Source organism: Azospirillum oryzae (assembly GCF_008364795.1).
In the GTDB taxonomy this organism is placed as follows: Bacteria; Pseudomonadota; Alphaproteobacteria; order Azospirillales; family Azospirillaceae; genus Azospirillum; species Azospirillum oryzae.
Window position 1 is genome coordinate 38,501 of record NZ_VTTM01000010.1, and the last position, 22,008, is coordinate 60,508.

Here is a 22,008-nt window from a genome sequence, read left to right on the forward strand (position 1 = left end):
GCACTTTCTCCTTCTCGATCGAAGGAGCTGTGCATGCGGCGCAGCCGGGTAGAAAGAAATGGTGCCCAGGAGAAGACTCGAACTTCCACGACATTTCTGCCACAGGTACCTGAAACCTGCGCGTCTACCAATTCCGCCACCTGGGCTCGGTGCTCGGTGTGTGGGCGGTTGTTTAATGATCCGGCCGGGGGGCGTCAACAGCTTTTTTTCGACCCCTTCATTTTTTGTCGCGCGGCACGGGGCGCGGCGATGCAGCCCCTGGCTTGGCGGCGGTCCATTCGCTATAAGCATGCCCGCAGTTCCAGCAGTCATCCAGGCGACACACAGTCGGACGACGCGCGGGGGCGCGAGGCGGGCCATGGAAAGGCCGCAGCGCGGAAACCCCGGTTCCGGCGCGCAACGACACGGGAGACGGTCGATGTCCTATCGCACTCAGGTTATCACGGTGTTCGGCGGTTCGGGCTTCATCGGCCGCCACCTGATCCGGCGCCTCGCCAAGTCGGGCGCCCTCATCCGCATCGCCACCCGCAACCCGGGCAAGGCCACCTTCCTGAAGACGGCCGGCGCCGTCGGCCAGATCGTGCCCTTCGCCACCGACTGCACCGACGACGTGTCGGTCGCCCGCGCCCTGCAGGGGGCAGACGTCGCCATCAACCTGCTGGGCGTGCTGTACGAGCGCGGGAGCCAGAGCTTCCAGGGCGTGCATGTCGACGCCGCCTCCCGCATCGCCCGGCTGGCGGCATCCGCCGGCGTCAACCGCCTGGTCCATGTCTCCGCCATCGGCGCCGACGCCGCCTCGCCGTCGGTCTATGCCCGCTCCAAGGCGGCGGGCGAGCAGGCGGTGCTGTCCGCCTTCCCGGCGGCGACGATCCTGCGCCCCAGCATCGTCTTCGGGCCGGAGGACAACTTCTTCAACAAGTTCGCGGCGATGGCGCAGAAGGCCCCCGCCCTACCGCTGATCGGCGGCGGCAAGACCCTCTTCCAGCCGGTCTATGTCGGCGATCTGGCCGACGCCATCGTCGCCGCGCTGGCGACGGACGGCGCCCGCGGCAAGACCTATGAGCTGGGCGGCCCACGCGTCTACACCTTCCGCGAACTGCTGGATCTGACCCAGAAGAACATCCAGCGCCACCGTCCGCTGGTGACCATCCCCTGGAACTTCGCCGACTCGCTGGCCGGCATCCTGGAGAAGGTGCCGGTGCTGGCCCCGGCGCTGACCCGCGATCAGGTCGCGCTGCTGAAGCAGGACAACGTCGTCTCGCCGACCGCGCTGGGCTTCAAGGATCTCGGCATCACCGAGCTGGCGACCTGCGAGGTGATCCTGCCGACCTACCTGTCGCGCTTCATCGTCGGCGGCAAGTACAGCGGCCTGACCAACAACGCCCATTAAAGGCGGGTCCGGTTCCGTGACTCCCGAAAGCCCCGGCCCCCGCGCCGGGGCTTTTGCGTTCTCCAGGCTGCGCGCGCCGGCCGCCTTCGCCTGCGGCGCGGTCATCGGCACGCTGGGCGGCCTGATCGGTCTGGGCGGGGCGGAGTTCCGCCTGCCGCTGCTGATCGGCGCCTTCCGCCTCAAAGCGCTCGACGCCGTCATCCTGAACAAGGCGATGAGCCTCGTCGTCGTCGCCGCGGCCCTGCCGTTGCGCGCCGGGACGGTGCCGCTCGGCCTCGTGGCTGCCAATGGTGGGGTGGTCGCCACCCTGCTGGCCGGCAGCCTGCCGGGAGCCTGGATCGGCGCGGGATGGGCGATGCGGATGGATGCCGCCCGGTTGCAGCGGGTGATGGCCGCGCTGCTGGCGCTGATCGCCGCCGTGCTGCTGTTCGGGCATGGCCTGACGGGAGGGGCGGGGCCGCTGCTGGAGGGGCCGGCGCTGACCGTCGCCGGGACGGTGGCCGGCTTCGCCATCGGGGTCGTCGCCTCGCTGCTGGGCGTGGCCGGGGGCGAACTGCTGATCCCGACCCTGGTCCTGCTGTTCGGGGTGGACGTGAAGCTGGCCGGCAGCCTGTCGCTGGCGATCAGCCTGCCGACCATGATCGTCGGCTTCTCCCGCTACGCCCGCGACCGCAGCCTGGCCCTGCTGGTCCGGCAGCGCGGCTTCGTCCTGCTGATGGCGGCGGGGTCGCTGGCCGGCGCCTTCATCGGCGGGCTGCTGCTGGGCGTGGTGCCGGACCGGCTGCTGCTGCCGGTGCTGGCGGCGATCCTGCTGCTGTCGGCCGTCCGGATGTGGCGGCATTGAAGAGTTCCCGCCAGTCTCCAGCATGGCACGCCTGCCCCATCGCCGCTTGAATTCCCCGCATGGCGCCGTCATGTGGGCGGTTCAACTGTAGCGGGAACGGCAATGACAGGTGCAGAGGATATCCGGGGCGTGTCGGGGCGGATGGCGGAACAGGCGTCCGCCGCGCGCTGGGCCACCGTCGCCGCCTTCTTCCTGAACGGCACCGTCTTCGGCGTCTGGGCGACGCAGATTCCGCTGCTGAAGAACCGGTTGGATCTCAGTCCGGCGGTGCTGGGCGTTGCTCTGCTCTGCCTTGCCGTCGGCGCCCTGACGGCGATGATCGCCAGCGGCCCGTTGTTGGGGCGGATCGGCAGTGCACCGGTGACGCGGGTGACCGCCCTGCTGTTCGCCGGGTTGCTGCCGCTGCCGGCGCTGGTGCCGGACGTGGTGACGCTGTGCATCGTGCTGGCGGCGTTCGGCGCGTCGGGCGGCACCATGGACGTCGCCATGAACGCGCAGGGCGCCCTGGTGGAGCGGCGGTTCGGCCGGCCGATCATGTCGTCGCTGCACGGGATGTGGAGCCTGGGCGGGCTGGCCGGGGCTGGCCTAGGCGGTCTGCTGCTGCCGTTGATGCCGGCGGCGGCACAGGCGGGGCTGGTGTCGGTCGGGCTGCTCGTGCCCTTCCTGCTCCTGCAGGGGCGCTTCCTGCCCGACCGCAATGCCGGCGGCGGCGGGTTGGTTCTGCCCGACCGCAAGACCCTGCTGCTGGGGCTTCTGGCCGCCCTGTCCTTCATGAGCGAGGGCGCCATCCTGGATTGGAGCGCCATCCACCTGCGCGACGACCTCGGCGCGCCGGCCTCGGTCGCCGGCATGGGGTTCGGCGTGTTCTGCGCCGCCATGGCGGTCGGACGGTTCAGCGGCGACCGGCTGCGCCATCGCTTCGGCGGGGCGACGCTGATGCGCGGCGGCGGGCTGCTGGCCGCGGCCGGGCTGGGACTCGTGCTGGCCGGGGGAGCGGTCGGGGACGGGCTGCCGCTGCTGGCGATAACCGGATTCGGTCTGACCGGGATCGGCCTGTCGAACGTGGTGCCCGTGCTGTTCAGCACGGCCGGCGCGACGGAGACCGGCCATGCCGGCCATGCGGTCGCCGCGGTGTCCACCATGGGCTATGCCGGCGTGCTGACCGGTCCGCCGCTGGTCGGCTTCATCGCCGAAGCGACCAGCCTCGCCACCGCCTTCGCGCTGATCGCGCTGCTGGCGCTGGGGATGGCCGCTGCCGCGGCCCGTGCGGTGCCGCGGCAGGCGGTTTGATGCTTAGAGGTAAAGGAAGGCCAGCATGCCGGTGCCGATGGCGATGCGGTACCAGCCGAAGGGGGTGAAGCCGTAGCGGCCGACGAAGTCGACCAGCGTCTTCACCACCAGGGCCGCGGCGATGAAGGCGGTGACGAAGCCGACCAGGATCAGCAGGCCGCTGTCCAGGCTCATCACCGACCAGTTCTTGTAGAGGTCGTAGGCGGTGGCGCCGGCCATGGTCGGCACCGCCAGGAAGAAGGAGAATTCGGCCGCCGTCTTGCGGTCGACGCCCATCAGCAGGGCGCCCAGGATGCTGGCGCCCGAGCGCGACACGCCCGGCACCAGCGCCAGGCACTGGCAGAAGCCGATCTTCAGCGCCAGCGGGGCCGGAAAATTCTCGATCTGGTGATAGCGGGCGACCGGAATCAGGCGCTCCACCAGCAGGATGGCGACACCGCCCAGGATCAGCGCGATGCTGACGACGGTGGGGTTGAACAGCACCGCCTTGATGACCCCGTGCAGCCCGGCGCCGAGCACCATCGCCGGCAGGAAGGCGATCAGCACGGCCATGACGAAACGCCGCGCCGCCGGATCGTCCTTCAGCCCTGTGGCAACACGCCACAGCCGGTGGAAATAGACGACGCAGATCGCCAGAATGGCGCCAAGCTGGATCACCACCTCGAACACCTTGCCGGGCGGTCCCTGGAAGCCCAGAAGCTCGTCCAGCATGATGAGGTGGCCGGTCGAGGAGACGGGCAGGAACTCGGTCAGCCCCTCCACCAGCCCCATGAGTGTGGCGTCCAGATATTGATCGATCATCATCGCGGCACGCAGCCTTCGGCAGGTTGGATGTTGCGGCGCTTATAGCAGGGCGCGGCCGGGCTTGGCGATGGCGAGGGTTCGGTACTCCTATTCGAGCGATAGTCCTGTTTCGAGACTAATTTTCTGTCTCGTTTTTGTGACACCCTGCCGCCACGCCTACGCATTCCAGCCTTGCGAAGGAAAAGGTCAACAAACCGGACCTATCGGTGCTTTTGTGCTTCCGCAGGCCCGTCTCATGCGTTATATGACGAGCGTCCGCCACTTTGCGGACGTTCGATTTCAACCCAGCCGGTCGGTGTAGGCCAACGCCGCAGCCCCCGGTCAGGCCCAGCAAGGCGATGTCCCCGGAACTGACGGCGGGGCCGCGAAGCGAAGGAGCAGACGTCATGGCGAACCAGAAAATGTTGGGCTTCGTGCACACCGCGCAGAAGATGCCCGACAAGCGGTCTGCCGCCGACCGCCGCCAGGACTTCGCGGAGATCTACGCCCGCTTCAGCGACGAGCGCGCCGGCGAGCAGGCCAACCGCTGCTCGCAGTGCGGCGTTCCCTTCTGCCAGGTGCACTGCCCGGTCTCCAACAACATCCCCGACTGGCTGAAGCTGACCGCCGAGGGGCGTCTGGAGGAGGCTTACGAGGTCTCCCAGGCCACCAACAACTTCCCCGAAATCTGCGGCCGCATCTGCCCGCAGGACCGGCTGTGCGAGGGCAACTGCGTCATCGAGCAGTCGACCCACGGCGCCGTCACCATCGGCTCGGTCGAGAAGTACATCAACGACACCGCCTGGGAGAACGGCTGGGTCAAGCCGCGCAAGCCGGCCCGCGAGCTGGGCCTGTCGGTCGGCGTGATCGGCGCCGGCCCGGCCGGCCTCGCCGCCGCCGAGGAACTGCGCGCCAAGGGCTACGAGGTCCATGTCTACGACCGCCACGACCGCATGGGCGGCCTGCTGGTCTACGGCATCCCCGGCTTCAAGCTTGAGAAGGACGTCGTCGCCCGCCGCGTCCAGCGCCTGGCCGATGCCGGCGTCATCTTCCATTCGAATTTCGAGGTCGGCCGCGACGCCTCGCTGGCCGAGCTGCGCGAACGCCATGTGACGATCCTGGTCGCCACCGGCGTCTACAAGGCCCGCGACATCAAGGCCCCCGGCTCGGGTCTGAAGAACATCGTCCCGGCGCTGGAATACCTGACCACCTCCAACCGCGTCGGCCTGGGCGACTCCGTCGAGGCCTACGAGGACGGCTCGCTGAACGCCGCCGGCAAGAAGGTGGTGGTTCTGGGCGGTGGCGACACCGCGATGGACTGCGTGCGCACGGCGATCCGCCAGGGTGCGACGTCCGTCAAGTGCCTGTACCGCCGCGACCGCAAGAACATGCCGGGCTCGCAGCGCGAAGTGGCGCATGCCGAGGAAGAGGGCGTCGAGTTCGTCTGGCAGGCGGCTCCGGAAGCCTTCACCGGCGACGACGTGGTGACCGGTGTCCGCGCCGTCCGCATCCATCTGGGTGTCGCCGACGCCACCGGCCGCCAGACCCCGCAGGTGATCGAGGGCTCCGAGTTCACCGAGCCGGCCGACCTCGTCATCAAGGCGCTCGGCTTCGAGCCGGAGGATCTGCCGGGCATGTTCGGTTCGCCGGACCTGACCGTCACCCGCTGGGGCACGCTGCTGGTCGACCATCGCACCAAGATGACCAGCCTGGACGGCGTCTTCGCCGCCGGCGACATCGTCCGCGGCGCCTCGCTGGTGGTGTGGGCCATCCGCGACGGCCGCGACGCCGCCGACGCGATGCATGCCTACGCCCAGACCGTCGGCGCGCCCAAGCTGGCCGTCGCGGCCGAGTAAGCCACTCCTTCTTTTGACATCAGAACCACCGTCTACCCCAGGGGGCCTTCCCTTCGGCCCCCCAGGTCAACGTCCAGACTGTGAAAGGGTCGTTCCATGACCACCGAGTTGAACCAGGGTGAGCAGTTCGTCGCCGATTTCCGCGCCAACGCCGCGGCGCTGACCACTGCGCACGCCTACAATCCGGCCGACGAGCACGACGCCTGCGGCGTCGGCTTCATCGCCGCGATCGACGGCAAGCCCCGCCGTTCGGTGGTCGAGAAAGGCATCGAGGCCCTGAAGGCCGTCTGGCACCGTGGTGCGGTGGACGCCGACGGCAAGACCGGCGACGGCGCCGGCATCCATGTCCAGGTGCCGCAGAAGTTCTTCAAGGACCACGTCAAGGTCATCGGCCACACCCCGCCGGAGAACAACCTGGCGGTCGGTCAGGTCTTCCTGCCGCGCATCAGCCTGGACGCGCAGGAAGCCTGCCGCTGCATCGTCGAGACCGAGATCCTGGCCTTCGGCTACTACATCTACGGCTGGCGTCAGGTGCCGATCAACGTCGACATCATCGGCGAGAAGGCCAACGCGACCCGGCCCGAGATCGAGCAGATCATCATCGGCAATTCCAAGGGCGTGTCGGACGAGCAGTTCGAACTCGACCTCTACATCATCCGCCGCCGGATCGAGAAGGCGGTGCATGGCGAGCAGATCAGCGACTTCTACATCTGCTCGCTGTCGGCGCGCTCGATCATCTACAAGGGCATGTTCCTGGCCGAACAGCTGTCCACCTTCTATCCGGACCTGACCGACGAGCGTTTCGAGTCGTCCTTCGCCATCTACCACCAGCGCTATTCGACCAACACCTTCCCGACCTGGCCGCTGGCCCAGCCCTTCCGCATGCTCGCCCACAACGGCGAGATCAACACGCTGAAGGGCAACGTCAACTGGATGAAGGCGCATGAGACGCGGATGGAGCATCCGGTGTTCGGCGCCAACATGGGCGACCTGAAGCCGGTGATCGGCGTCGGCCTGTCCGACTCCGGCGCGCTCGACACCGTGTTCGAGGTGATGGTCCGCGCCGGCCGCAGCGCGCCGATGGTCAAGATGATGCTGGTGCCGCAGGCGCTGACCAGCTCGCAGACCACGCCGGAGAACCACAAGGCGCTGATCGCCTACTGCAACTCGGTGATGGAGCCGTGGGACGGCCCGGCGGCGCTGGCCATGACCGACGGCCGCTGGGTCGTCGGCGGCATGGACCGCAACGGCCTGCGCCCGATGCGCTACACCATCACCACCGACGGCCTGATCATCGGCGGCTCCGAGACCGGCATGGTCAAGATCGAGGAGAACCAGGTGGTCGAAAAGGGCCGCCTCGGCCCGGGCGAGATGATCGCCGTCGACCTGCAGGCCGGCAAGCTGTTCAACGACCGTGAGCTGAAGGACCATCTGGCCGCCCAGAAGCCCTGGGGCCAGTGGGTCAAGAACACCACGCACCTGGACGAGCTGGTGAAGTCCGCCGCGCTGAAGGGCGAGGCGTCGGAGATGGAGAAGGAGGAGCTGCGCCGTCGCCAGATGGCCTTCGGCCTCGCCATGGAAGACATGGAGCTGATCCTCCACCCGATGGCGGAGGACGGCAAGGAAGCCGTCGGCTCGATGGGTGACGACAGCCCGATCGCCGTGCTGTCGGACAAGTACCGCGGCCTGCACCACTTCTTCCGCCAGAACTTCTCCCAGGTCACCAATCCGCCGATCGACTCGCTTCGCGAGCGCCGGGTGATGAGCCTGAAGACGCGGCTGGGCAACCTCGGCAACATCCTGGACGAGGATGAGAGCCAGACCCGGTTGCTGCAACTCGACAGCCCGGTGCTGACCACCGCCGAATTCCGCGCCATGCGCGCCTATATGGGCGAGACGGCGGCGGAGATCGACGCGACCTTCCCGGTCGACGGCGGCCCCGACGCCCTGCGCGACGCGCTGCGCCGCATCCGCCAGGAGGCGGAGGACGCCGTGCGCGGCGGCGCCAACCACGTCATCCTGACCGACGAGGCGATGGGCCCGGCCCGCGCCGCCATCCCGGCCATCCTGGCGACCGGTGCGGTCCACACCCACCTGATCCGCTCCAACCTGCGCACCTTCACCTCGCTGAACCTGCGCACGGCGGAATGCCTGGACACCCATTACTTCGCGGTGCTGATCGGCGTCGGCGCCACCACCGTCAACGCCTATCTGGCGCAGGAAGCGGTGGCGGAGCGCCAGCGCCGCGGCCTGCTCGGCTCGCTGTCGCTGGAAAAGGCGATGACGAACTACAAGAAGGCGATCGACGACGGCCTGCTGAAGATCATGTCCAAGATGGGCATCTCGGTCATCAGCAGCTACCGCGGCGGCGGCAACTTCGAGGCCATCGGCCTCAGCCGCGCCCTGGTCGCCGAGCATTTCCCGGCGATGGTCAGCCGCATTTCCGGCATCGGCCTGAACGGCATCCAGAAGAAGGTCCTGGAGCAGCATGCGCTGGCCTATGCCGGCGAGGCGCTGCCCCTGCCGGTCGGCGGCTTCTACCGCTTCCGCAAGTCGGGCGACCGCCATGGCTGGGAGGGTGGGATCATCCACACCCTGCAGCAGGCCGTCACCAACGACAGCTACACCACCTTCAAGAAGTATTCGGAGCAGGTGAACAAGCGGCCGCCGATGCAGCTGCGCGACCTCTTGGAGTTCCGCACCACCAAGGCCGCCGTTCCGGTGGACGAGGTGGAGAGCATCACCGCCATCCGCAAGCGCTTCATCACGCCGGGCATGTCGATGGGCGCCCTGTCGCCCGAGGCGCACGGCACGCTGAACGTCGCGATGAACCGCATCGGCGCCAAGTCCGACTCGGGCGAGGGCGGTGAGGATCCGGCGCGCTTCCGCCCGGACAAGAACGGCGACAACTGGAACTCCGCCATCAAGCAGGTGGCGTCGGGCCGCTTCGGCGTCACCGCCGAGTACCTGAACCAGTGCCGCGAGCTGGAGATCAAGGTCGCCCAGGGCGCCAAGCCCGGCGAGGGCGGCCAGCTGCCCGGTTTCAAGGTGACGGAGATGATCGCGCGGCTGCGTCACTCGACGCCGGGCGTCATGCTCATCAGCCCGCCGCCGCACCACGACATCTACTCGATCGAGGATCTGGCGCAGCTCATCTATGACCTGAAGCAGATCAACCCGGACGCCAAGGTCACGGTGAAGCTGGTCAGCCGGTCGGGCATCGGCACCATCGCCGCCGGCGTGGCGAAGGCGAATGCCGACATCATCCTGATCTCCGGCAACTCCGGCGGCACCGGCGCCAGCCCGCAGACCTCGATCAAGTTCGCCGGCCTGCCCTGGGAGATGGGCCTGTCGGAGGTGCATCAGGTCCTGACGCTGAACAAGCTGCGCCACCGCGTGCGGCTGCGCACCGATGGCGGCCTGAAGACCGGCCGCGACATCGTCATCGCCGCCATGCTGGGCGCGGAAGAGTTTGGCATCGGCACCGCCAGCCTGATCGCCATGGGCTGCATCATGGTCCGGCAGTGCCATTCCAACACCTGCCCGGTCGGCGTCTGCGTCCAGGACGAGAAGCTGCGCGAAAAGTTCGTCGGCACGCCGGAGAAGGTGGTCAACCTCTTCACCTTCCTGGCCGAAGAGGTCCGCGAGATCCTGGCCCGCCTGGGCTTCCGCTCGCTGACCGAGGTGATCGGCCGCACCGACCTGCTGCATCAGGTCAGCCGCGGCGGCGCCCACCTCGACGACCTCGACCTCAACCCGCTGCTGGCCCAGGTCGATCCGGGCGAGAACGCGCGCTACTGCACGCTGCAGGGCCGCAACGAGGTGCCGGACACGCTGGACGCCCGCATCGTCGCCGATGCCCGCCCGCTGTTCGAGGAAGGCGAGAAGATGCAGCTCGCCTACAACGCCCGCAACACGCAGCGCGCCATCGGCACGCGGCTGTCGTCGATGGTCACGCGGAAGTTCGGGATGTTCGGGCTGCAGCCCGGGCACATCACCGTCCGCCTGCGCGGCACCGCCGGCCAGTCGCTGGGCGCCTTCGCCGTCCAGGGCATCAAGCTGGAGGTGATGGGCGACGCCAACGACTATGTCGGCAAGGGCCTGTCGGGCGGCACCATCGTCGTCCGTCCGGCGACCAGCAGCCCGCTGGAGTCGAACAAGAACACCATCATCGGCAACACGGTGCTGTACGGCGCCACCGCCGGCAAGCTGTTCGCCGCCGGTCAGGCCGGTGAGCGCTTCGCGGTGCGCAACTCCGGCGCCACCGTGGTGGTGGAGGGCTGCGGCTCCAACGGCTGCGAGTACATGACGGGAGGCACGGCGGTGATCCTGGGCAAGGTCGGCGACAACTTCGCCGCCGGCATGACCGGGGGCATGGCCTACCTGTACGACCCGGAAGACTCGCTGCCGCTGCACATCAACGAGGAAAGCGTCATCTTCCAGCGGATCGAGGTGCCGCATTACGAGGCCCAGCTCCGCGCCCTGATCGAGGAGCATGTCGCCGAGACGCAGAGCCGTTTCGCCGCCGAGATCCTGAACGATTGGCAGCGTGAACTCGGCCACTTCTGGCAGGTGGTCCCGAAGGAGATGCTGCACCGTCTGGCCGTGCCGGTGACCCTGCCGCGCGCCATCCCGGCGGAGTGACGAAGACTCCCCCTGCCCCGCCCTTACCGGCGGGGCGGCGGGTAGACATGAAAACGGCGCGCCATCCGGCAGGACGGCGCGCCGTTTTTCATTTGCCGTAGCGTCAACCGGCGGTCGGGGGCAGGTCCAGCGCCATGACGATGCTGTCGAACTGCACGCCCGGCGCCAGGATCACCGAGCGGCGGCCGACAGGATGGAAGCCGGCAGACGCATAGAAGCGCTCGGCGACGAGGCTCGACAGGCACTCCAGCCGGCGAACACCGGCAACCCCGGCCTCCTCGATGCAGCGGCCGAGAAGCGCAGAGCCGACACCCCGGCGCAGATAACCGGGGTGGGTGGCGAAATGCCGGATGTGGCCGACCTTTGGGTCGACCGGCTGGCAGGGCGGCCCCGGCGGCTCGCGGGTCCAGCCGCCGCAGCCGACAATAGCGCTGTCCGCGGCGCCGTCGGCGGTGACCGCCAGATGATAGGTGCCCGACCGCAGCAGCAGCGGGTTGGCCTTCATCATCGCCGGCAGGGCGCGCTCCAGCACGTCCGCAGGATAGCCTGCGGCCATCAGCGGCGGGTAGGACGCCCGGAGCAGTCCGCTGACCGCCTCGGCATCCTCCAGTCCCGCCAGCCGGATGGTGAAGCCCGCATCGCTCACGGTTCGAATTCCCACGGCTCCGCCTTGGCCGCCGCGATCCAGTCCCGCATCGCCGGCAGGGCCAGAACCGCGTCCATATAGGCGCGCGACTCGGGCGAAACCGCGACGCCATAGGTCTGCAGCCGCGTCACCACCGGGGCGAACATGGCATCGGCGATGGTGAAGGCGCCGAACAGGAACAGCCCGCCCGCCGGTTTGCCGAAGCGGGTGCGGGCGTCGGCCCACAGCGCCTCGATCCGGGCGATGTCGGCGGCGGTCGCCTCGGTCATGCCCTCGCCCTTCCGGTCGCGCTTGAGGTCCATCGACATGGTGCTGCGCAGCGAGACGAAGCCGGAATGCATCTCCGCCGATACCGCCCGCGCCACCGCGCGTGCCGCCCGGTCCGCCGGCCACAGTTGGGCCTCGGGCGCCAGTTCCGCCACATACTCGCAGATCGCCAGCGAATCCCAGACGGTCAGGCCGTCATGGATCAGGGTGGGCACGCGCCCCGACGGCGAATGCTCGGCGATGCGCGCGGCGGTGTCCGGCTGGCGCAGAGGGATGACGGTCTCGGCAAAGCTCAGCCCGGCCTGCTTGAGCGCCAGCCAGGGGCGCAACGACCAGGACGAATAGGTCTTGTTCCCCATCACCAGGGTCAGGTCGGACATCGGGCTGCACCTTTCAGGACACGTAAGCTGCGGGGGCGTGAGCATGACCTGCCACCGGGGCCGTAGCAAGCCCTCCGGTTGCGCCGGGACAAGCATCTGCTCCGTCCGCGCGACAATGCCTTTCCGGGCATTTCTTCGGAGCGGGTATAGTGTACGGCCGGATGGGCGGGCGAACTGTCCATCCGCGACATAAACCGATCTCTTACGTCACGCGAGGCACTCCATGACCCGGAAACTGTTCTGGGACGATCCTTACCGCACCCGCCTGGAGACCCGCATAGCCGAGGTGGACGGCGACGAGGTCACGTTGGAGGCCACTATCCTCTACGCGCTGTCCGGCGGGCAGGAGAGCGATGCCGGCACGGTCGGCGGTTTCGAGGTGCTGGAAGCCCGCAAGGACGGCCGCGAGATCCGCTACAGGCTTGCGCCGAGCCATGGGCTGGCTCCCGGCGACCCGGTTGCGGTGGCGATCGACTGGGAGCGCCGCTACCGGCTGATGCGCCTGCACTTCGCGGCCGAGATCGTGCTCGAACTGGTGATGGCCCGCCTGCCCGGCATCCACAAGGTCGGCGCCCACATCGCCGCCGACAAGGCCCGCATCGACTTCGCCTGGAACGAGCCGCTGACCCCGCTGCTGCCCGACTTCACCGAACAGGCGGCCCGCATCGTCGCCGCCGACACCCCCATCCTGAGCGGCTTCAGCGACGAGACCGCCGAGCGCCGCTTCTGGGAGATCCCCGGCTTCGCCCGGGTTCCCTGCGGCGGCACCCATCTGCGCCGGACGGGCGAGATCGGGGCGCTGACGCTCAAGCGTCGCAACACCGGCAAGGGCAAGGAGCGGATCGAAATCGCGCTGGTCGATGCTCGGCCGTCAGCGATGCCTCAGTCGGAAAGCGACTAGGTCCCTGATCGCCAAGGGACGCTCGCAACGTGCCCGGCATCGGCACGCCTGCCCTCCTGCATCCTCCCGGTTCATCCAACCGCTGGCGGCTATCCCTCCCTGTGATAGGATATTTTGCCTACAGGGTTGGGAGGGTCGCGGCATGTCCCCGATGCGTCGTTCCATTGCAGCCGATCGTCCCGCGCCCGTCCGGCACGGGAACGCTGGAACATCGCCGGAAACCTGTTTCACGGTGTTTCATCCGTTCCATCCACTCCCGTCGAAACGGCGTCACGGCCGGACCATGCTGGCCGGATGGAACAGTGGAACATGGCTGGAAAACCGTTCCACCCTGTTCCATCCGCCGACTTTCACAGCCCGCCCATGCCTGCCCGGCGCATCGCACCCCTTTCCAGCCGGCCATCGGCGCGCCATCCTTGGGGGATGGGCATCCGTGTCGGATGCGTGACGTGATCTCGTGAGAAGGATTCCCCAGTCTTGCTCGCCACCCTGCTTGCCGTCGACGGTCCGGACACCGTCACCCTCACCCCCGTGACCAAGGCCGGGCTGGCCGACTGGCTGGCCGGGCAGTCGCCGGCCGTCGCCTCCTGGGTCAAGGCGGTGGGCTTCACCGGCGAGGCCGGATCGACCGTTTTCCTGCCGGGACCGGACGGCGCCGTCACCCATGTGCTGGCCGGCGTATCGGCCATCGACGACCTGTGGGCTTTCGCCGGCCTGCCCGCCTCGCTGCCGGCCGGTTCCTACCGGATCGACGCGGCGCTGGACGCACGGGCGGCGACGCGGGCGGCTCTGGGCTGGGCGCTCGGCAGCTATCGCTTCAGCCGCTACAAAAAGCCGCCGGAGAAGGGCTTCGCCAACCTCGTCTGGCCGGCGGAGGCCGACCGCGGCGAGGTGGAGCGGGCGGCGACCGCCACCTGGCTGGTGCGCGATCTGGTCAACACCCCGGCCTGCGACATGGGACCGGCCGAACTGGCCCAGGCGGCACAGGATCTGGCGGCGGAGTTCGACGCGGCGGTCGAGGTGATCGTCGGCCAGGACCTGCTCGACCGCGACTATCCCGCCATCCATGCCGTCGGCCGTGCCAGCCCGCGGGCGCCGCGGCTGATCGACCTGCGCTGGGGCAACCCGGAACACCCCAAGGTCACCATCGTCGGCAAGGGCGTGTGCTTCGACACCGGCGGGCTGGACCTGAAGCCGTCGTCCGCCATGCTGATCATGAAGAAGGACATGGGCGGCGCGGCGCATGCGCTGGCGCTCGGCCGGATGATCATGATGGCCGGACTTCCGGTGCGGCTGCGCGTGCTGGTGCCGGCGGTGGAGAATGTCGTGTCCGGCGACAGCTTCAAGCCGCAGGACGTGCTGAAGACCCGCAAGGGCCTGACGGTGGAGGTCGGCAACACCGACGCCGAGGGGCGCCTGATCCTGTGCGATGCGCTGGCCGAGGCGGATTCGGAGAAGCCGGAGCTGCTGATCGACTTCGCCACCCTGACCGGCGCGGCCCGCGTGGCGCTCGGCCCCGACCTGCCGGCGCTGATGTGCAACGACGACGCGCTGGCCAACGACCTGACGGAGGCCGGGAGCGCGGTCGACGACCCGATGTGGCGTCTGCCGCTGTGGGCGCCCTACCGCAAGGGGCTGGACAGCAAGGTGGCCGACATCAACAACGTCACCACCAACGGTTTCGCCGGCGCCATCACCGCCGGGCTGTTCCTGCAGGAATTCGTGTCGAAGGGCACGCCCTGGGCGCATCTCGACACCTATGCCTGGAACGGCTCGGCCCGTCCCGGCCGTCCGGAGGGCGGTGAGGCGCTTGGGCTGCGCGCCGCCTATGCGGTGATCGCCAAGCGGTTCGGCTGACGGTACAGCCGGCGCAGGCGGAGCATGGAATGAAGGGCGGGGAATCGGCTGGATTTGTCCCCGCCCTTCGCCCCCGAAGGGATGGAATGCACAAGCGGATCATATTAAAACGGAAGAATAGGAAACCCGACGTGTAAGAATGAAGCGCCCGCCCCGACGCGAGGTGGGCGGCGACGTGGTGGAGGCGGACAGATGGCGTTGAAGGTTCGCGAGGATTACCGGACCCTCACCGGCCCGGAAAAGGCCGCCATCATGATGCTCGCTCTGGGCGAAGAACATGCCACCAGGCTGTTCTCGCTGATGGACGACGAGGAGATCAAGGAGCTGTCCCAGGTGATGGCCAACCTGGGCACGGTGTCGGCCAACCTGATCGAGCGCCTGTTCGTCGAGTTCGCCGAGCAGATGTCGGCCACCGGCTCCCTCGTCGGTTCCTTCGACTCGACCGAGCGCCTGCTGCTGAAGACCCTGCCGAAGGACAAGGTCGACCAGATCATGGAGGAAATCCGTGGTCCGGCCGGCCGCACCATGTGGGACAAGCTGGCGAACGTCAACGAGTCGGTGCTGTCCAACTACCTGAAGAACGAGTATCCGCAGACCGTCGCGGTCGTCCTGTCCAAGATCCGTCCCGAACATGCCGGCCGGGTGCTGACCCAGCTGCCGGAAAGCTTCGCGATGGAGGTCATCATGCGCATGCTGCGCATGGAGGCGGTGCAGAAGGAGGTTCTGGACGACGTCGAGCGCACCCTGCGCACCGAGTTCATGACCAACCTCGCCCGCACCAGCCGGCGCGACAGCCACGAGATGCTGGCGGAAATCTTCAACGGCCTGGACCGCACCACCGAGCACCGCTTCATGGCCGCGCTGGAGGAACGCAACCGCGACAGCGCCGAGCGCATCAAGTCGCTGATGTTCACCTTCGAGGACCTGTCGAAGCTCGACCCCAGCGGCGTCCAGACCCTGCTGCGCACGGTCGACAAGCAGAAGCTGGGCACCGCGCTGAAGGGCGCGTCGGAAACGCTGAAGGACCTGTTCTTCTCCAACATGTCCGAACGCGCGGCGAAGATCCTGCGCGAGGACATGGCGGCGATGGGTCCGGTGCGCGTCCGCGACGTGGACGAGGCGCAGATGTACATGGTCCAGCTGGCGAAGGACCTTGCCGCCCGCGGCGAGCTGGTCCTGTCCGAAGGCGGCGGCGAGAACGAGCTGATCTACTGATCGGGAGGATGGGGTGCCCGGCGGAAAGGACGACTGGGTGGCGGTGCGCCGCGATGCGGAGACCGGCATCGAAACCATCCGCGCCCATTTCCGCGGCCATGCCTATGACCTGCACGACCATGACGAACTGCTGGTTGGGGTCACCGAGCAGGGGGTGCAGGCCTTCCGCTGCCGGCGGCGGCTGCACACCAGCGTTCCCGGCCGCGTCATCCTGATCGAACCCGGCGAGGCCCATGACGGCCACAGCCCGGGCGAGGATGGCTTCACCTATGCCATGCTCTATCTGCCGGTGCCGCTGCTGTCCGCCCGCAGCGATGCCTTGAACGATATGATGCCGCGCGCTGCAGGCTCTTTGGGATTCCGCGACACGCTGGCCGACGATCCGGGCCTTGCGGCGACGATCCGCTCCGCTTTCCTGGCTCTGCACCAGCGCGACGGGCGGCTGGCCCGCGACCTGTCGGTGGACCGGCTGGCGGCGAGGCTGGCCGGCCATCTTGAACTGCCGGAGGAGCGCCGGCCGCTGCGCCCCGACCGTGCCGCCGCCCTGGCGCGCGAGCTGCTGCATGCGCGTATGGCCGAGGATGTCGGGCTGGACGAGCTGGCGGCGGCGGCCGGGGTCGACCGCTTCCGACTGAACCGCGCATTCCGCGCCGCCTTCGGCCTGTCGCCGCACGCCTATCTGGTCCGGTTGCGCCTGCGCGCCGCCAGGCGCCGGCTGGCCGACGGCGAGGCGCCGGCCCTGGTCGCGGCGGAGGTGGGGTTCGCCGACCAGAGCCATCTCGGCCGCTGGTTCCGCCGCGCCTATGGCCTGACGCCGGCCGCCTATCGCGATCTGTGCACGAACGTTCCAGACTGAGGCGCGATCATCCGGCATCTGGTTGGGCAAAGGAGACAACCGCCATGCCCGATAGCCCGATGCCCACGACAATGCCCGCCGATGCTCCCGTCCGCTTCGATACCAAGGTCGCGCTGGTCATCCGCGCCGATCTGGCCGGGTGGCAGAAGCTGAACGTCGCCGCCTTCCTCGCCACCGGAATCGCCGCCGCGGCGCCGGACGCGCTGGGGGAGGAGTATGTCGACGGCGCCGGCCGCCGCTATGGCCGGATGCTGGGTCAACCCATGCTGATCTTCGCCGCCGACGGCGGGCAGCTGCGCGCCGTCCGCGATGCCGCGCTGGAACGGGGGCTGACGCTGGTGCCCTATGTCGCCGCGATGTTCGGCACCGGCCATGACGCCGCCAACCGCGCCGCCTTCCGGGCCGAAGACCCGGACGCCCCCGATCTGGTCGGTCTGGCCCTGCGCGGACCGAAGAAGGCAGTCGACAAGACGGTGAAGGGCCTGACCCTGCACGGCTGAGGGGGTCCCCCTCCTGCCCGTCACAGCTCCTGCGGCACCGTGATCGTCACGGTGGTGCCGGCGCCCGGCATGCTGTCGAAGGCGAGCCGGCCGCCGAGCGGCCCGGTCACCGTGTTGAACACCACCGCAAGCCCAAGCCCCTTGTGGCCGCGGCCGCGGGCGGTGGTGAAGAAGGCGTCGGTGAGGGTCGGCAGGTTGCTGGCCGGGATGCCGGCGCCGCGGTCACGGACGGTCAGGCTCCAGGCCGGCACGGCATCCAGCATCGCCGGCTGGATCGTCACCTCGACGTCGCCCGGACCGCCGCCATAACCATGGGCGGCGGCGTTGGCGAACAGGTGGTGCAGCACCCGCTCCAGATGCGGGGCACAGCCGATCCAGGGGCAGGCGGGACCCGGTGCGACCCGGATGACCAGCGGCAGGTCGGGATGCTGGACGGCGAACAGGGCCGCCGCGTCCTCCGCCATGCGCCGCAGTTCCAGCGCCTCCAGCGGTTCGGAGTTCTGGCAGGCGGCGATGGCGGAAAACGCCTCCACCAGCTCCACCGCGCGGGCGAGATTGGCGTCGAGCAATGCTGCCGGTTCCCGCAATTCCTCGGACGACAGCGGGCCGTTGCCGGGCCGGGCCAGATCCTGCAGGTGGCTGGCGGTGGTGACGCAGACGCCGAGCGGCGTGTTCAGCTCATGCGCCAGCCCGGTCACCGCCTGGGTGATGGCACGCTGGCGAGCCAGCGCCGATTCGGCGATGCGGGCGCGGCGTTCCAGATCCTCGCGCACCACCCGTTCCGACACCTCGCGAATCATGCGGCTGAGTTCGCGCAGCAGTTTCGCCAGCAGGTCGGGCGATGGGGAGATCAGCGCCAGGAACAGCTCGCGCTCCAGTTCGAACACCGTCACCGGCGTGGCGGCGATGACGGAGGCGGAACGGGCGCCGCCGTCGATCAGCGCCATCTCGCCGAAACAGTCCCCGGCGCGGCGGAAGCCGACCTCCACCTGACCGCCGAAGGGATCGTTGCGCACCACCCGCACCGTGCCGTCGAGCAGGACATAGAGCGAGTTGGCGATGTCGCCCTCCCGCATCAGCACGGTGCCGGCCGGGGCGTCGAACACCCGCCCGCGCGAGGCCACGGCGGCGCGCTCCTCCGGCGTGAACGCCTCGAACAGGACGATGCCGTCGAGGATCCCGCCGGGCGTGGTGATGCCGGTGGCTGCGCTGGTCATGGCGGACGGATGCTCCGAATGGGCTTTGTTCCGGCAGCATAGACCAAGCGGCCGGGGAACGGGGAGACGTTAACCGATGCTTTCGCGAATCGGGAACCTGCTTTCCCGCGACAGGCGGTCCAGCAGGCCGCGCGATCCGGCCTCGCACAGGTCCAGCACCTGCTCGAACCCGCCGGGGCCGCCGTAATAGGGGTCGGGCACCTCTTGCCCTTCCAGTCCGGTCGCATCGTCCAGGAACAGGCGGAGTGCGGCGGTGGCGCCCGCCGGGGCGATGCGGCGCAGCTGGGCGAGATGGCCGTGGTCCATCGCCAGGATATGGTCGAAGCGGGTGAAGTCGGCCGCCACCACCTTGCGGGCGCGCAAAGCCGACAGGTCGACGCCGCGGGCCAGCGCCGCGCTTTGCGTGCGCGGGTCGGGCGGCTCGCCGACATGATAGCTGTGGGTGCCGGCGGAATCGGCGACCACATGTCCGCCGAGACCGGCGCGTTCGGCCAGATGACGGAACACCCCCTCGGCGGTGGGCGAGCGGCAGATGTTGCCCGTGCAGACGAACAGGACCTTGACCACCTGCGGTATCCCCCTTCTTTCTTTTCAGCGGCTTTACTTCCGGGCGCGACGAGCGTACGCCGCAGCAGTTTGCCATGTGACCGGTTTCCGAACCGTTAGATCGGATCGCGTAAAATCGCATTCGATTTGAAGCGTGACTCCGATCGCCAAATACCAAGGGAATGCCATGCCCTCACCCGCGCTGACCAACCGACTGCGTCCGACCGACTCGATCGTCATCCTGACCGGGGCCGGGATCTCCAAGGAATCGGGGCTGGACACCTTCCGCTGCGCCGGCGGCATCTGGAGCCAGATCGATCTGGAGGATGTGGCGACGCCGGAGGGGTTCTCGCGCAATCCCGACCTCGTCCACCGCTTCTACAACGACCGCCGCCGCGGCCTTGCCGATCCGGCGGTGCAGCCCAACACGGCGCACCGGGCGCTGGCGGAGTTGGAGCGGCGCTGGAAGGGCGAGGTCCTGCTGGTGACACAGAACATCGACGACCTGCACGAACGCGGCGGATCGAAGGCCCCGCTGCACATGCATGGCGAGCTGCTGAAGGCCTTCTGCCTGCATTGCCGCACGGTGACGGAGGTGCAGGGCGACCTGTCGGTGCACGACCATTGCCTGACCTGCGGACGCAAGGGCGGCATGCGGCCCGACGTGGTGTGGTTCGGCGAGATGCCCTATCAGATGGAGCGCATCCAGCGGGCGCTGGAGGAATGCGACCTGTTCGTGTCGATCGGCACCTCCGGCCATGTCTATCCCGCCGCCGGATTCGTCGCGGAGGCGCGGTCGGCCGGCGCCTATACGGTCGAGCTGAACCTGGAACCGTCGGAGGGCGCCTCCTATTTCCACAACTCGATCCACGGTCCGGCGACCCGGGTGGTGCCGGCCTTCGTCCAGGATTTGCTGACGCTTGTCTGATGAACCGGTGTCTGTTGACGTTGTGGAGGGCGGCTCGGAACTCGACCGCCTGTTCGCGACGGTGCGCGCCTGCACGCTGTGTGCGGGGGTGCTGCCCCATGGCTGCCGCCCGGTCGTGCGCGGCAGCCCGACCGCCCGCCTGCTGATCGTCGGGCAGGCGCCCGGCGCGCGGGTGCATGCCAGCGGCATCCCCTGGGACGATGCCTCCGGCGACCGGCTGCGCAAGTGGCTGGCGATGGACCGCGCCGCCTTCTACGACGAATCCCGCATCGCCGTGGTGCCGATGGGGCTGTGCTATCCCGGGACCATGCCGAAGGGCGGCGATTACCCGCCGCGGCCCGAATGCGCGCCCTTGTGGCACCCGCCGCTGCTGGAGGCTCTGTCGGGCGTGCGGCTGACCCTGCTGGTCGGGCAGTATGCCCAGGCGCGTTATCTCGGCGAACGGCGGAAGGCGACGATGACGGAGACGGTGGCGAACTGGCGGGAATACGGCCCGGCCTATATGCCGCTGCCGCACCCGAGCTGGCGCAACACCGCCTGGCTGAACCGGAACCCCTGGTTCGAGGAGGAGCTGGTGCCGGCCCTGCGCCGCCGGGCTGCGGAGGCGCTGGAGGGCTGAACGGCCCTGCCCTGCCCTACTCCCCCCGCTTACTCCCTCGGCTACTCCATGGTCTCGATCCGCTCCATGTCCTCGTCGGAGAAGCCGAAATGGTGGCCGATCTCATGGATCAGGACATGGCGGACGATTGCGGGAAGCTCCTCCCCCGTCTCGCACCAGTAATCCAGGATCGGGCGGCGATAGAGGAAGATCATGTCCGGCCCACCGCGCAGATCGGCGACGCTTTGCCGCGTCAGATCCACGCCCCGATAGAGCCCCAACAGGTCGAATGGGCTTTCCAGCTCCATCTCCCGCTCGGTATCCTCATCGGGAAAATCCTCGACATGGATGACGAGGTTCCCGACCGGGGCGAGCAGCTCCGCCGGGATGGTGTCGAGCGCCTCTTCGGCCATGCGCTCCAGGTCTTCGACCGTGGGCGGAACCGTATGGGGACCTGAAGGTTTCCGTATCATGCCGCAGAAGGTAGCGAACCGCCGCCCGTTCGCCAAGAAGCTGCGGGCGGCAAAAGAGTGACTAAGGAAAGGGAGGTCATCATGTCCGATCGTCTTGTCGGCGCGCATCGCCAGACGGCGCTGAAGGAACTGCACGGCTGGGCGGAGGTGTTGGAGCGCGACGCCATCCGGAAGACCTACCATTTCGCCGATTTCCCGGCCGCCTGGGGCTTCATGACCCAGGTCGCCCTGCTGGCCGAGAAGACCGGCCACCATCCGGAATGGTTCAATGACGTCGGCCGGGTCGAGGTGATCCTCTACACCCGCAGCGTCGACGCCGTGACCCAGGCCGACATCGACTTCGCCCACCGGCTGGACCAGATGGCGCCGCTGCACGACCGCTGAGGGACCCAACGCCCGCTTGCGGGCGTTACCCTATCCCTGTGACGTGCGGAGCCGCCGACCATGCCGAAGCCCCTGACCCTGTCCATCCCCCACTCGCTCGGCCGGGCGGAGGCCAAGCGCCGGCTGGTCGACGGCATGGGCGAGGTCCGGGCGCGCCTCAGCGCCGTGGCGGCCAGCGTCGATGACAGCTGGACCGACGACCGCCTGAACTTCCGCGTCGTGGCGCTGGCCCAGACCATTGCCGGCCACATCGACGTGCTGGACGACAGCGTCGAAATGGAGGTGCAACTGCCCTGGGCGCTGGCGCTTCTGGCCGACAAGATCAAGAACAAGGTGACCCGCCAGGGCACGCTGATGCTGGAGAAGAAGTAAGGGTTTGTGGAGGGGTGTCGGCTGACGATGCCCCCACCTAACCTCCCCCGCTGGGCGGGGG

20 protein-coding genes and 1 tRNA gene are annotated in these 22,008 nt (G+C 68.6%); 14 read left to right on the top strand and 7 right to left on the bottom strand.

Annotation, left to right across the window (positions count from 1 at the left end; all coding sequences use genetic code 11):
- Window positions 1–59 precede the first annotated feature (59 nt).
- Window positions 60–146 (bottom strand) — tRNA-Leu (locus tag FZ938_RS22810).
- Window positions 147–418: 272 nt separating this feature from the next.
- On the opposite strand from FZ938_RS22810, the gene FZ938_RS22815 reads away from it, so the two are divergent.
- From FZ938_RS22815 to FZ938_RS22825, 3 genes are all read left to right on the top strand, one after another.
- A complete protein-coding gene (locus FZ938_RS22815) occupies window positions 419–1,390 on the top strand; it encodes a complex I NDUFA9 subunit family protein (RefSeq protein ID WP_149200737.1) in 972 nt (323 codons plus the stop codon).
- A 16-nt stretch (window positions 1,391–1,406) separates the two neighbouring features.
- Window positions 1,407–2,234 carry a sulfite exporter TauE/SafE family protein gene (locus tag FZ938_RS22820; RefSeq protein ID WP_149200738.1) on the top strand — a complete coding sequence of 276 codons (828 nt, stop codon included), beginning with the start codon at window positions 1,407–1,409 and terminating at the stop codon, window positions 2,232–2,234.
- Between the two features lie 102 nt (window positions 2,235–2,336).
- Window positions 2,337–3,524 (top strand): MFS transporter, encoded by a 1,188-nt coding sequence (locus FZ938_RS22825; RefSeq protein WP_149200739.1) that lies wholly within the window; start codon window positions 2,337–2,339, stop codon window positions 3,522–3,524.
- A gap of 3 nt (window positions 3,525–3,527) precedes the next feature.
- Here the strand turns inward: FZ938_RS22825 and FZ938_RS22830 are convergent, their stop codons facing one another.
- Window positions 3,528–4,328 carry an undecaprenyl-diphosphate phosphatase gene (locus FZ938_RS22830; protein ID WP_149200740.1) on the bottom strand — a complete coding sequence of 267 codons (801 nt, stop codon included), beginning with the start codon at window positions 4,326–4,328 and terminating at the stop codon, window positions 3,528–3,530.
- Window positions 4,329–4,714: 386 nt separating this feature from the next.
- Here FZ938_RS22830 and FZ938_RS22835 point away from each other — a divergent pair, with 386 nt between their 5' ends.
- A complete protein-coding gene (locus FZ938_RS22835; protein WP_149200741.1) occupies window positions 4,715–6,163 on the top strand; it encodes an NAD(P)-dependent oxidoreductase in 1,449 nt (482 codons plus the stop codon).
- A gap of 96 nt (window positions 6,164–6,259) precedes the next feature.
- Window positions 6,260–10,807, top strand: a complete 4,548-nt coding sequence (gltB, locus tag FZ938_RS22840; protein ID WP_149200742.1) for a glutamate synthase large subunit — start codon at window positions 6,260–6,262, stop codon at window positions 10,805–10,807.
- 103 nt (window positions 10,808–10,910) lie between these two features.
- Here gltB and FZ938_RS22845 read toward each other — a convergent pair whose 3' ends face one another.
- A complete protein-coding gene (locus tag FZ938_RS22845) occupies window positions 10,911–11,453 on the bottom strand; it encodes a GNAT family N-acetyltransferase (protein ID WP_246457600.1) in 543 nt (180 codons plus the stop codon).
- Window positions 11,450–12,100 carry a glutathione S-transferase family protein gene (locus FZ938_RS22850; RefSeq protein WP_149200743.1) on the bottom strand — a complete coding sequence of 217 codons (651 nt, stop codon included), beginning with the start codon at window positions 12,098–12,100 and terminating at the stop codon, window positions 11,450–11,452. Before FZ938_RS22850 ends, FZ938_RS22845 begins: the two co-directional genes overlap by 4 nt.
- Before the next feature lie 223 nt (window positions 12,101–12,323).
- Here FZ938_RS22850 and FZ938_RS22855 point away from each other — a divergent pair, with 223 nt between their 5' ends.
- From FZ938_RS22855 to FZ938_RS22875, 5 genes are all read left to right on the top strand, one after another.
- Window positions 12,324–13,001, top strand: a complete 678-nt coding sequence (locus FZ938_RS22855; RefSeq protein WP_149200744.1) for an alanyl-tRNA editing protein — start codon at window positions 12,324–12,326, stop codon at window positions 12,999–13,001.
- A gap of 477 nt (window positions 13,002–13,478) precedes the next feature.
- Window positions 13,479–14,858 (top strand): leucyl aminopeptidase family protein, encoded by a 1,380-nt coding sequence (locus tag FZ938_RS22860; protein WP_149200745.1) that lies wholly within the window; start codon window positions 13,479–13,481, stop codon window positions 14,856–14,858.
- A 192-nt stretch (window positions 14,859–15,050) separates the two neighbouring features.
- Window positions 15,051–16,073 (top strand): flagellar motor switch protein FliG, encoded by a 1,023-nt coding sequence (fliG, locus tag FZ938_RS22865; protein ID WP_149200746.1) that lies wholly within the window; start codon window positions 15,051–15,053, stop codon window positions 16,071–16,073.
- A 13-nt stretch (window positions 16,074–16,086) separates the two neighbouring features.
- Window positions 16,087–16,929, top strand: coding sequence for an AraC family transcriptional regulator (locus FZ938_RS22870; protein WP_149200747.1), 843 nt, complete (start codon window positions 16,087–16,089; stop codon window positions 16,927–16,929).
- A 44-nt stretch (window positions 16,930–16,973) separates the two neighbouring features.
- The gene (locus FZ938_RS22875) at window positions 16,974–17,429 is read left to right on the top strand and encodes a DUF2000 domain-containing protein (protein WP_246457601.1); all 456 of its coding nucleotides are present in this window, start codon (window positions 16,974–16,976) and stop codon (window positions 17,427–17,429) included.
- 20 nt (window positions 17,430–17,449) lie between these two features.
- Here the strand turns inward: FZ938_RS22875 and FZ938_RS22880 are convergent, their stop codons facing one another.
- Both FZ938_RS22880 and FZ938_RS22885 read right to left on the bottom strand, forming a co-directional pair.
- Window positions 17,450–18,646 carry a sensor histidine kinase gene (locus FZ938_RS22880; RefSeq protein ID WP_149200748.1) on the bottom strand — a complete coding sequence of 399 codons (1,197 nt, stop codon included), beginning with the start codon at window positions 18,644–18,646 and terminating at the stop codon, window positions 17,450–17,452.
- A gap of 69 nt (window positions 18,647–18,715) precedes the next feature.
- Window positions 18,716–19,213, bottom strand: coding sequence for a low molecular weight protein-tyrosine-phosphatase (locus FZ938_RS22885; protein ID WP_149200749.1), 498 nt, complete (start codon window positions 19,211–19,213; stop codon window positions 18,716–18,718).
- 166 nt (window positions 19,214–19,379) lie between these two features.
- On the opposite strand from FZ938_RS22885, the gene FZ938_RS22890 reads away from it, so the two are divergent.
- Together FZ938_RS22890 and FZ938_RS22895 are read left to right on the top strand one after the other, a co-directional pair.
- On the top strand, window positions 19,380–20,120 hold the full coding sequence (locus FZ938_RS22890; RefSeq protein ID WP_149200750.1) for an NAD-dependent deacylase: 741 nt from the start codon (window positions 19,380–19,382) through the stop codon (window positions 20,118–20,120).
- 7 nt (window positions 20,121–20,127) lie between these two features.
- The gene (locus FZ938_RS22895; protein WP_149200751.1) at window positions 20,128–20,739 is read left to right on the top strand and encodes a uracil-DNA glycosylase family protein; all 612 of its coding nucleotides are present in this window, start codon (window positions 20,128–20,130) and stop codon (window positions 20,737–20,739) included.
- A gap of 41 nt (window positions 20,740–20,780) precedes the next feature.
- Here the strand turns inward: FZ938_RS22895 and FZ938_RS22900 are convergent, their stop codons facing one another.
- Window positions 20,781–21,131: a metallopeptidase family protein gene (locus tag FZ938_RS22900; protein WP_083896940.1), complete on the bottom strand. Its 351-nt coding sequence runs from the start codon at window positions 21,129–21,131 to the stop codon at window positions 20,781–20,783.
- A 141-nt stretch (window positions 21,132–21,272) separates the two neighbouring features.
- Between FZ938_RS22900 and FZ938_RS22905 the strand changes: the two genes are divergently transcribed.
- Entirely contained in the window at window positions 21,273–21,575 is a 303-nt protein-coding gene (locus tag FZ938_RS22905; protein ID WP_149200752.1) for a 4a-hydroxytetrahydrobiopterin dehydratase, read from the top strand.
- Between the two features lie 60 nt (window positions 21,576–21,635).
- On the top strand, window positions 21,636–21,947 hold the full coding sequence (locus FZ938_RS22910) for a polyhydroxyalkanoic acid system family protein (protein ID WP_085087065.1): 312 nt from the start codon (window positions 21,636–21,638) through the stop codon (window positions 21,945–21,947).
- Window positions 21,948–22,008 lie beyond the last annotated feature (61 nt).

What these genes read in the sequence shown, in the direction of transcription:
- FZ938_RS22815 (WP_149200737.1), top strand. Translation starts at nt 419, where the DNA reads ATGTCCTATCGCACTCAGGTTATCACGGTGTTCGGCGGTTCGGGCTTC.
- FZ938_RS22825 (WP_149200739.1), top strand. Translation starts at nt 2,337, where the DNA reads ATGACAGGTGCAGAGGATATCCGGGGCGTGTCGGGGCGGATGGCGGAA.
- FZ938_RS22830 (WP_149200740.1), bottom strand. Translation starts at nt 4,328, where the DNA reads ATGATGATCGATCAATATCTGGACGCCACACTCATGGGGCTGGTGGAG.
- FZ938_RS22835 (WP_149200741.1), top strand. Translation starts at nt 4,715, where the DNA reads ATGGCGAACCAGAAAATGTTGGGCTTCGTGCACACCGCGCAGAAGATG.
- gltB (WP_149200742.1), top strand. Translation starts at nt 6,260, where the DNA reads ATGACCACCGAGTTGAACCAGGGTGAGCAGTTCGTCGCCGATTTCCGC.
- FZ938_RS22850 (WP_149200743.1), bottom strand. Translation starts at nt 12,100, where the DNA reads ATGTCCGACCTGACCCTGGTGATGGGGAACAAGACCTATTCGTCCTGG.
- FZ938_RS22855 (WP_149200744.1), top strand. Translation starts at nt 12,324, where the DNA reads ATGACCCGGAAACTGTTCTGGGACGATCCTTACCGCACCCGCCTGGAG.
- fliG (WP_149200746.1), top strand. Translation starts at nt 15,051, where the DNA reads ATGGCGTTGAAGGTTCGCGAGGATTACCGGACCCTCACCGGCCCGGAA.
- FZ938_RS22875 (WP_246457601.1), top strand. Translation starts at nt 16,974, where the DNA reads ATGCCCGATAGCCCGATGCCCACGACAATGCCCGCCGATGCTCCCGTC.
- FZ938_RS22880 (WP_149200748.1), bottom strand. Translation starts at nt 18,646, where the DNA reads ATGACCAGCGCAGCCACCGGCATCACCACGCCCGGCGGGATCCTCGAC.
- FZ938_RS22890 (WP_149200750.1), top strand. Translation starts at nt 19,380, where the DNA reads ATGCCCTCACCCGCGCTGACCAACCGACTGCGTCCGACCGACTCGATC.
- FZ938_RS22900 (WP_083896940.1), bottom strand. Translation starts at nt 21,131, where the DNA reads ATGGCCGAAGAGGCGCTCGACACCATCCCGGCGGAGCTGCTCGCCCCG.
- FZ938_RS22905 (WP_149200752.1), top strand. Translation starts at nt 21,273, where the DNA reads ATGTCCGATCGTCTTGTCGGCGCGCATCGCCAGACGGCGCTGAAGGAA.
- FZ938_RS22910 (WP_085087065.1), top strand. Translation starts at nt 21,636, where the DNA reads ATGCCGAAGCCCCTGACCCTGTCCATCCCCCACTCGCTCGGCCGGGCG.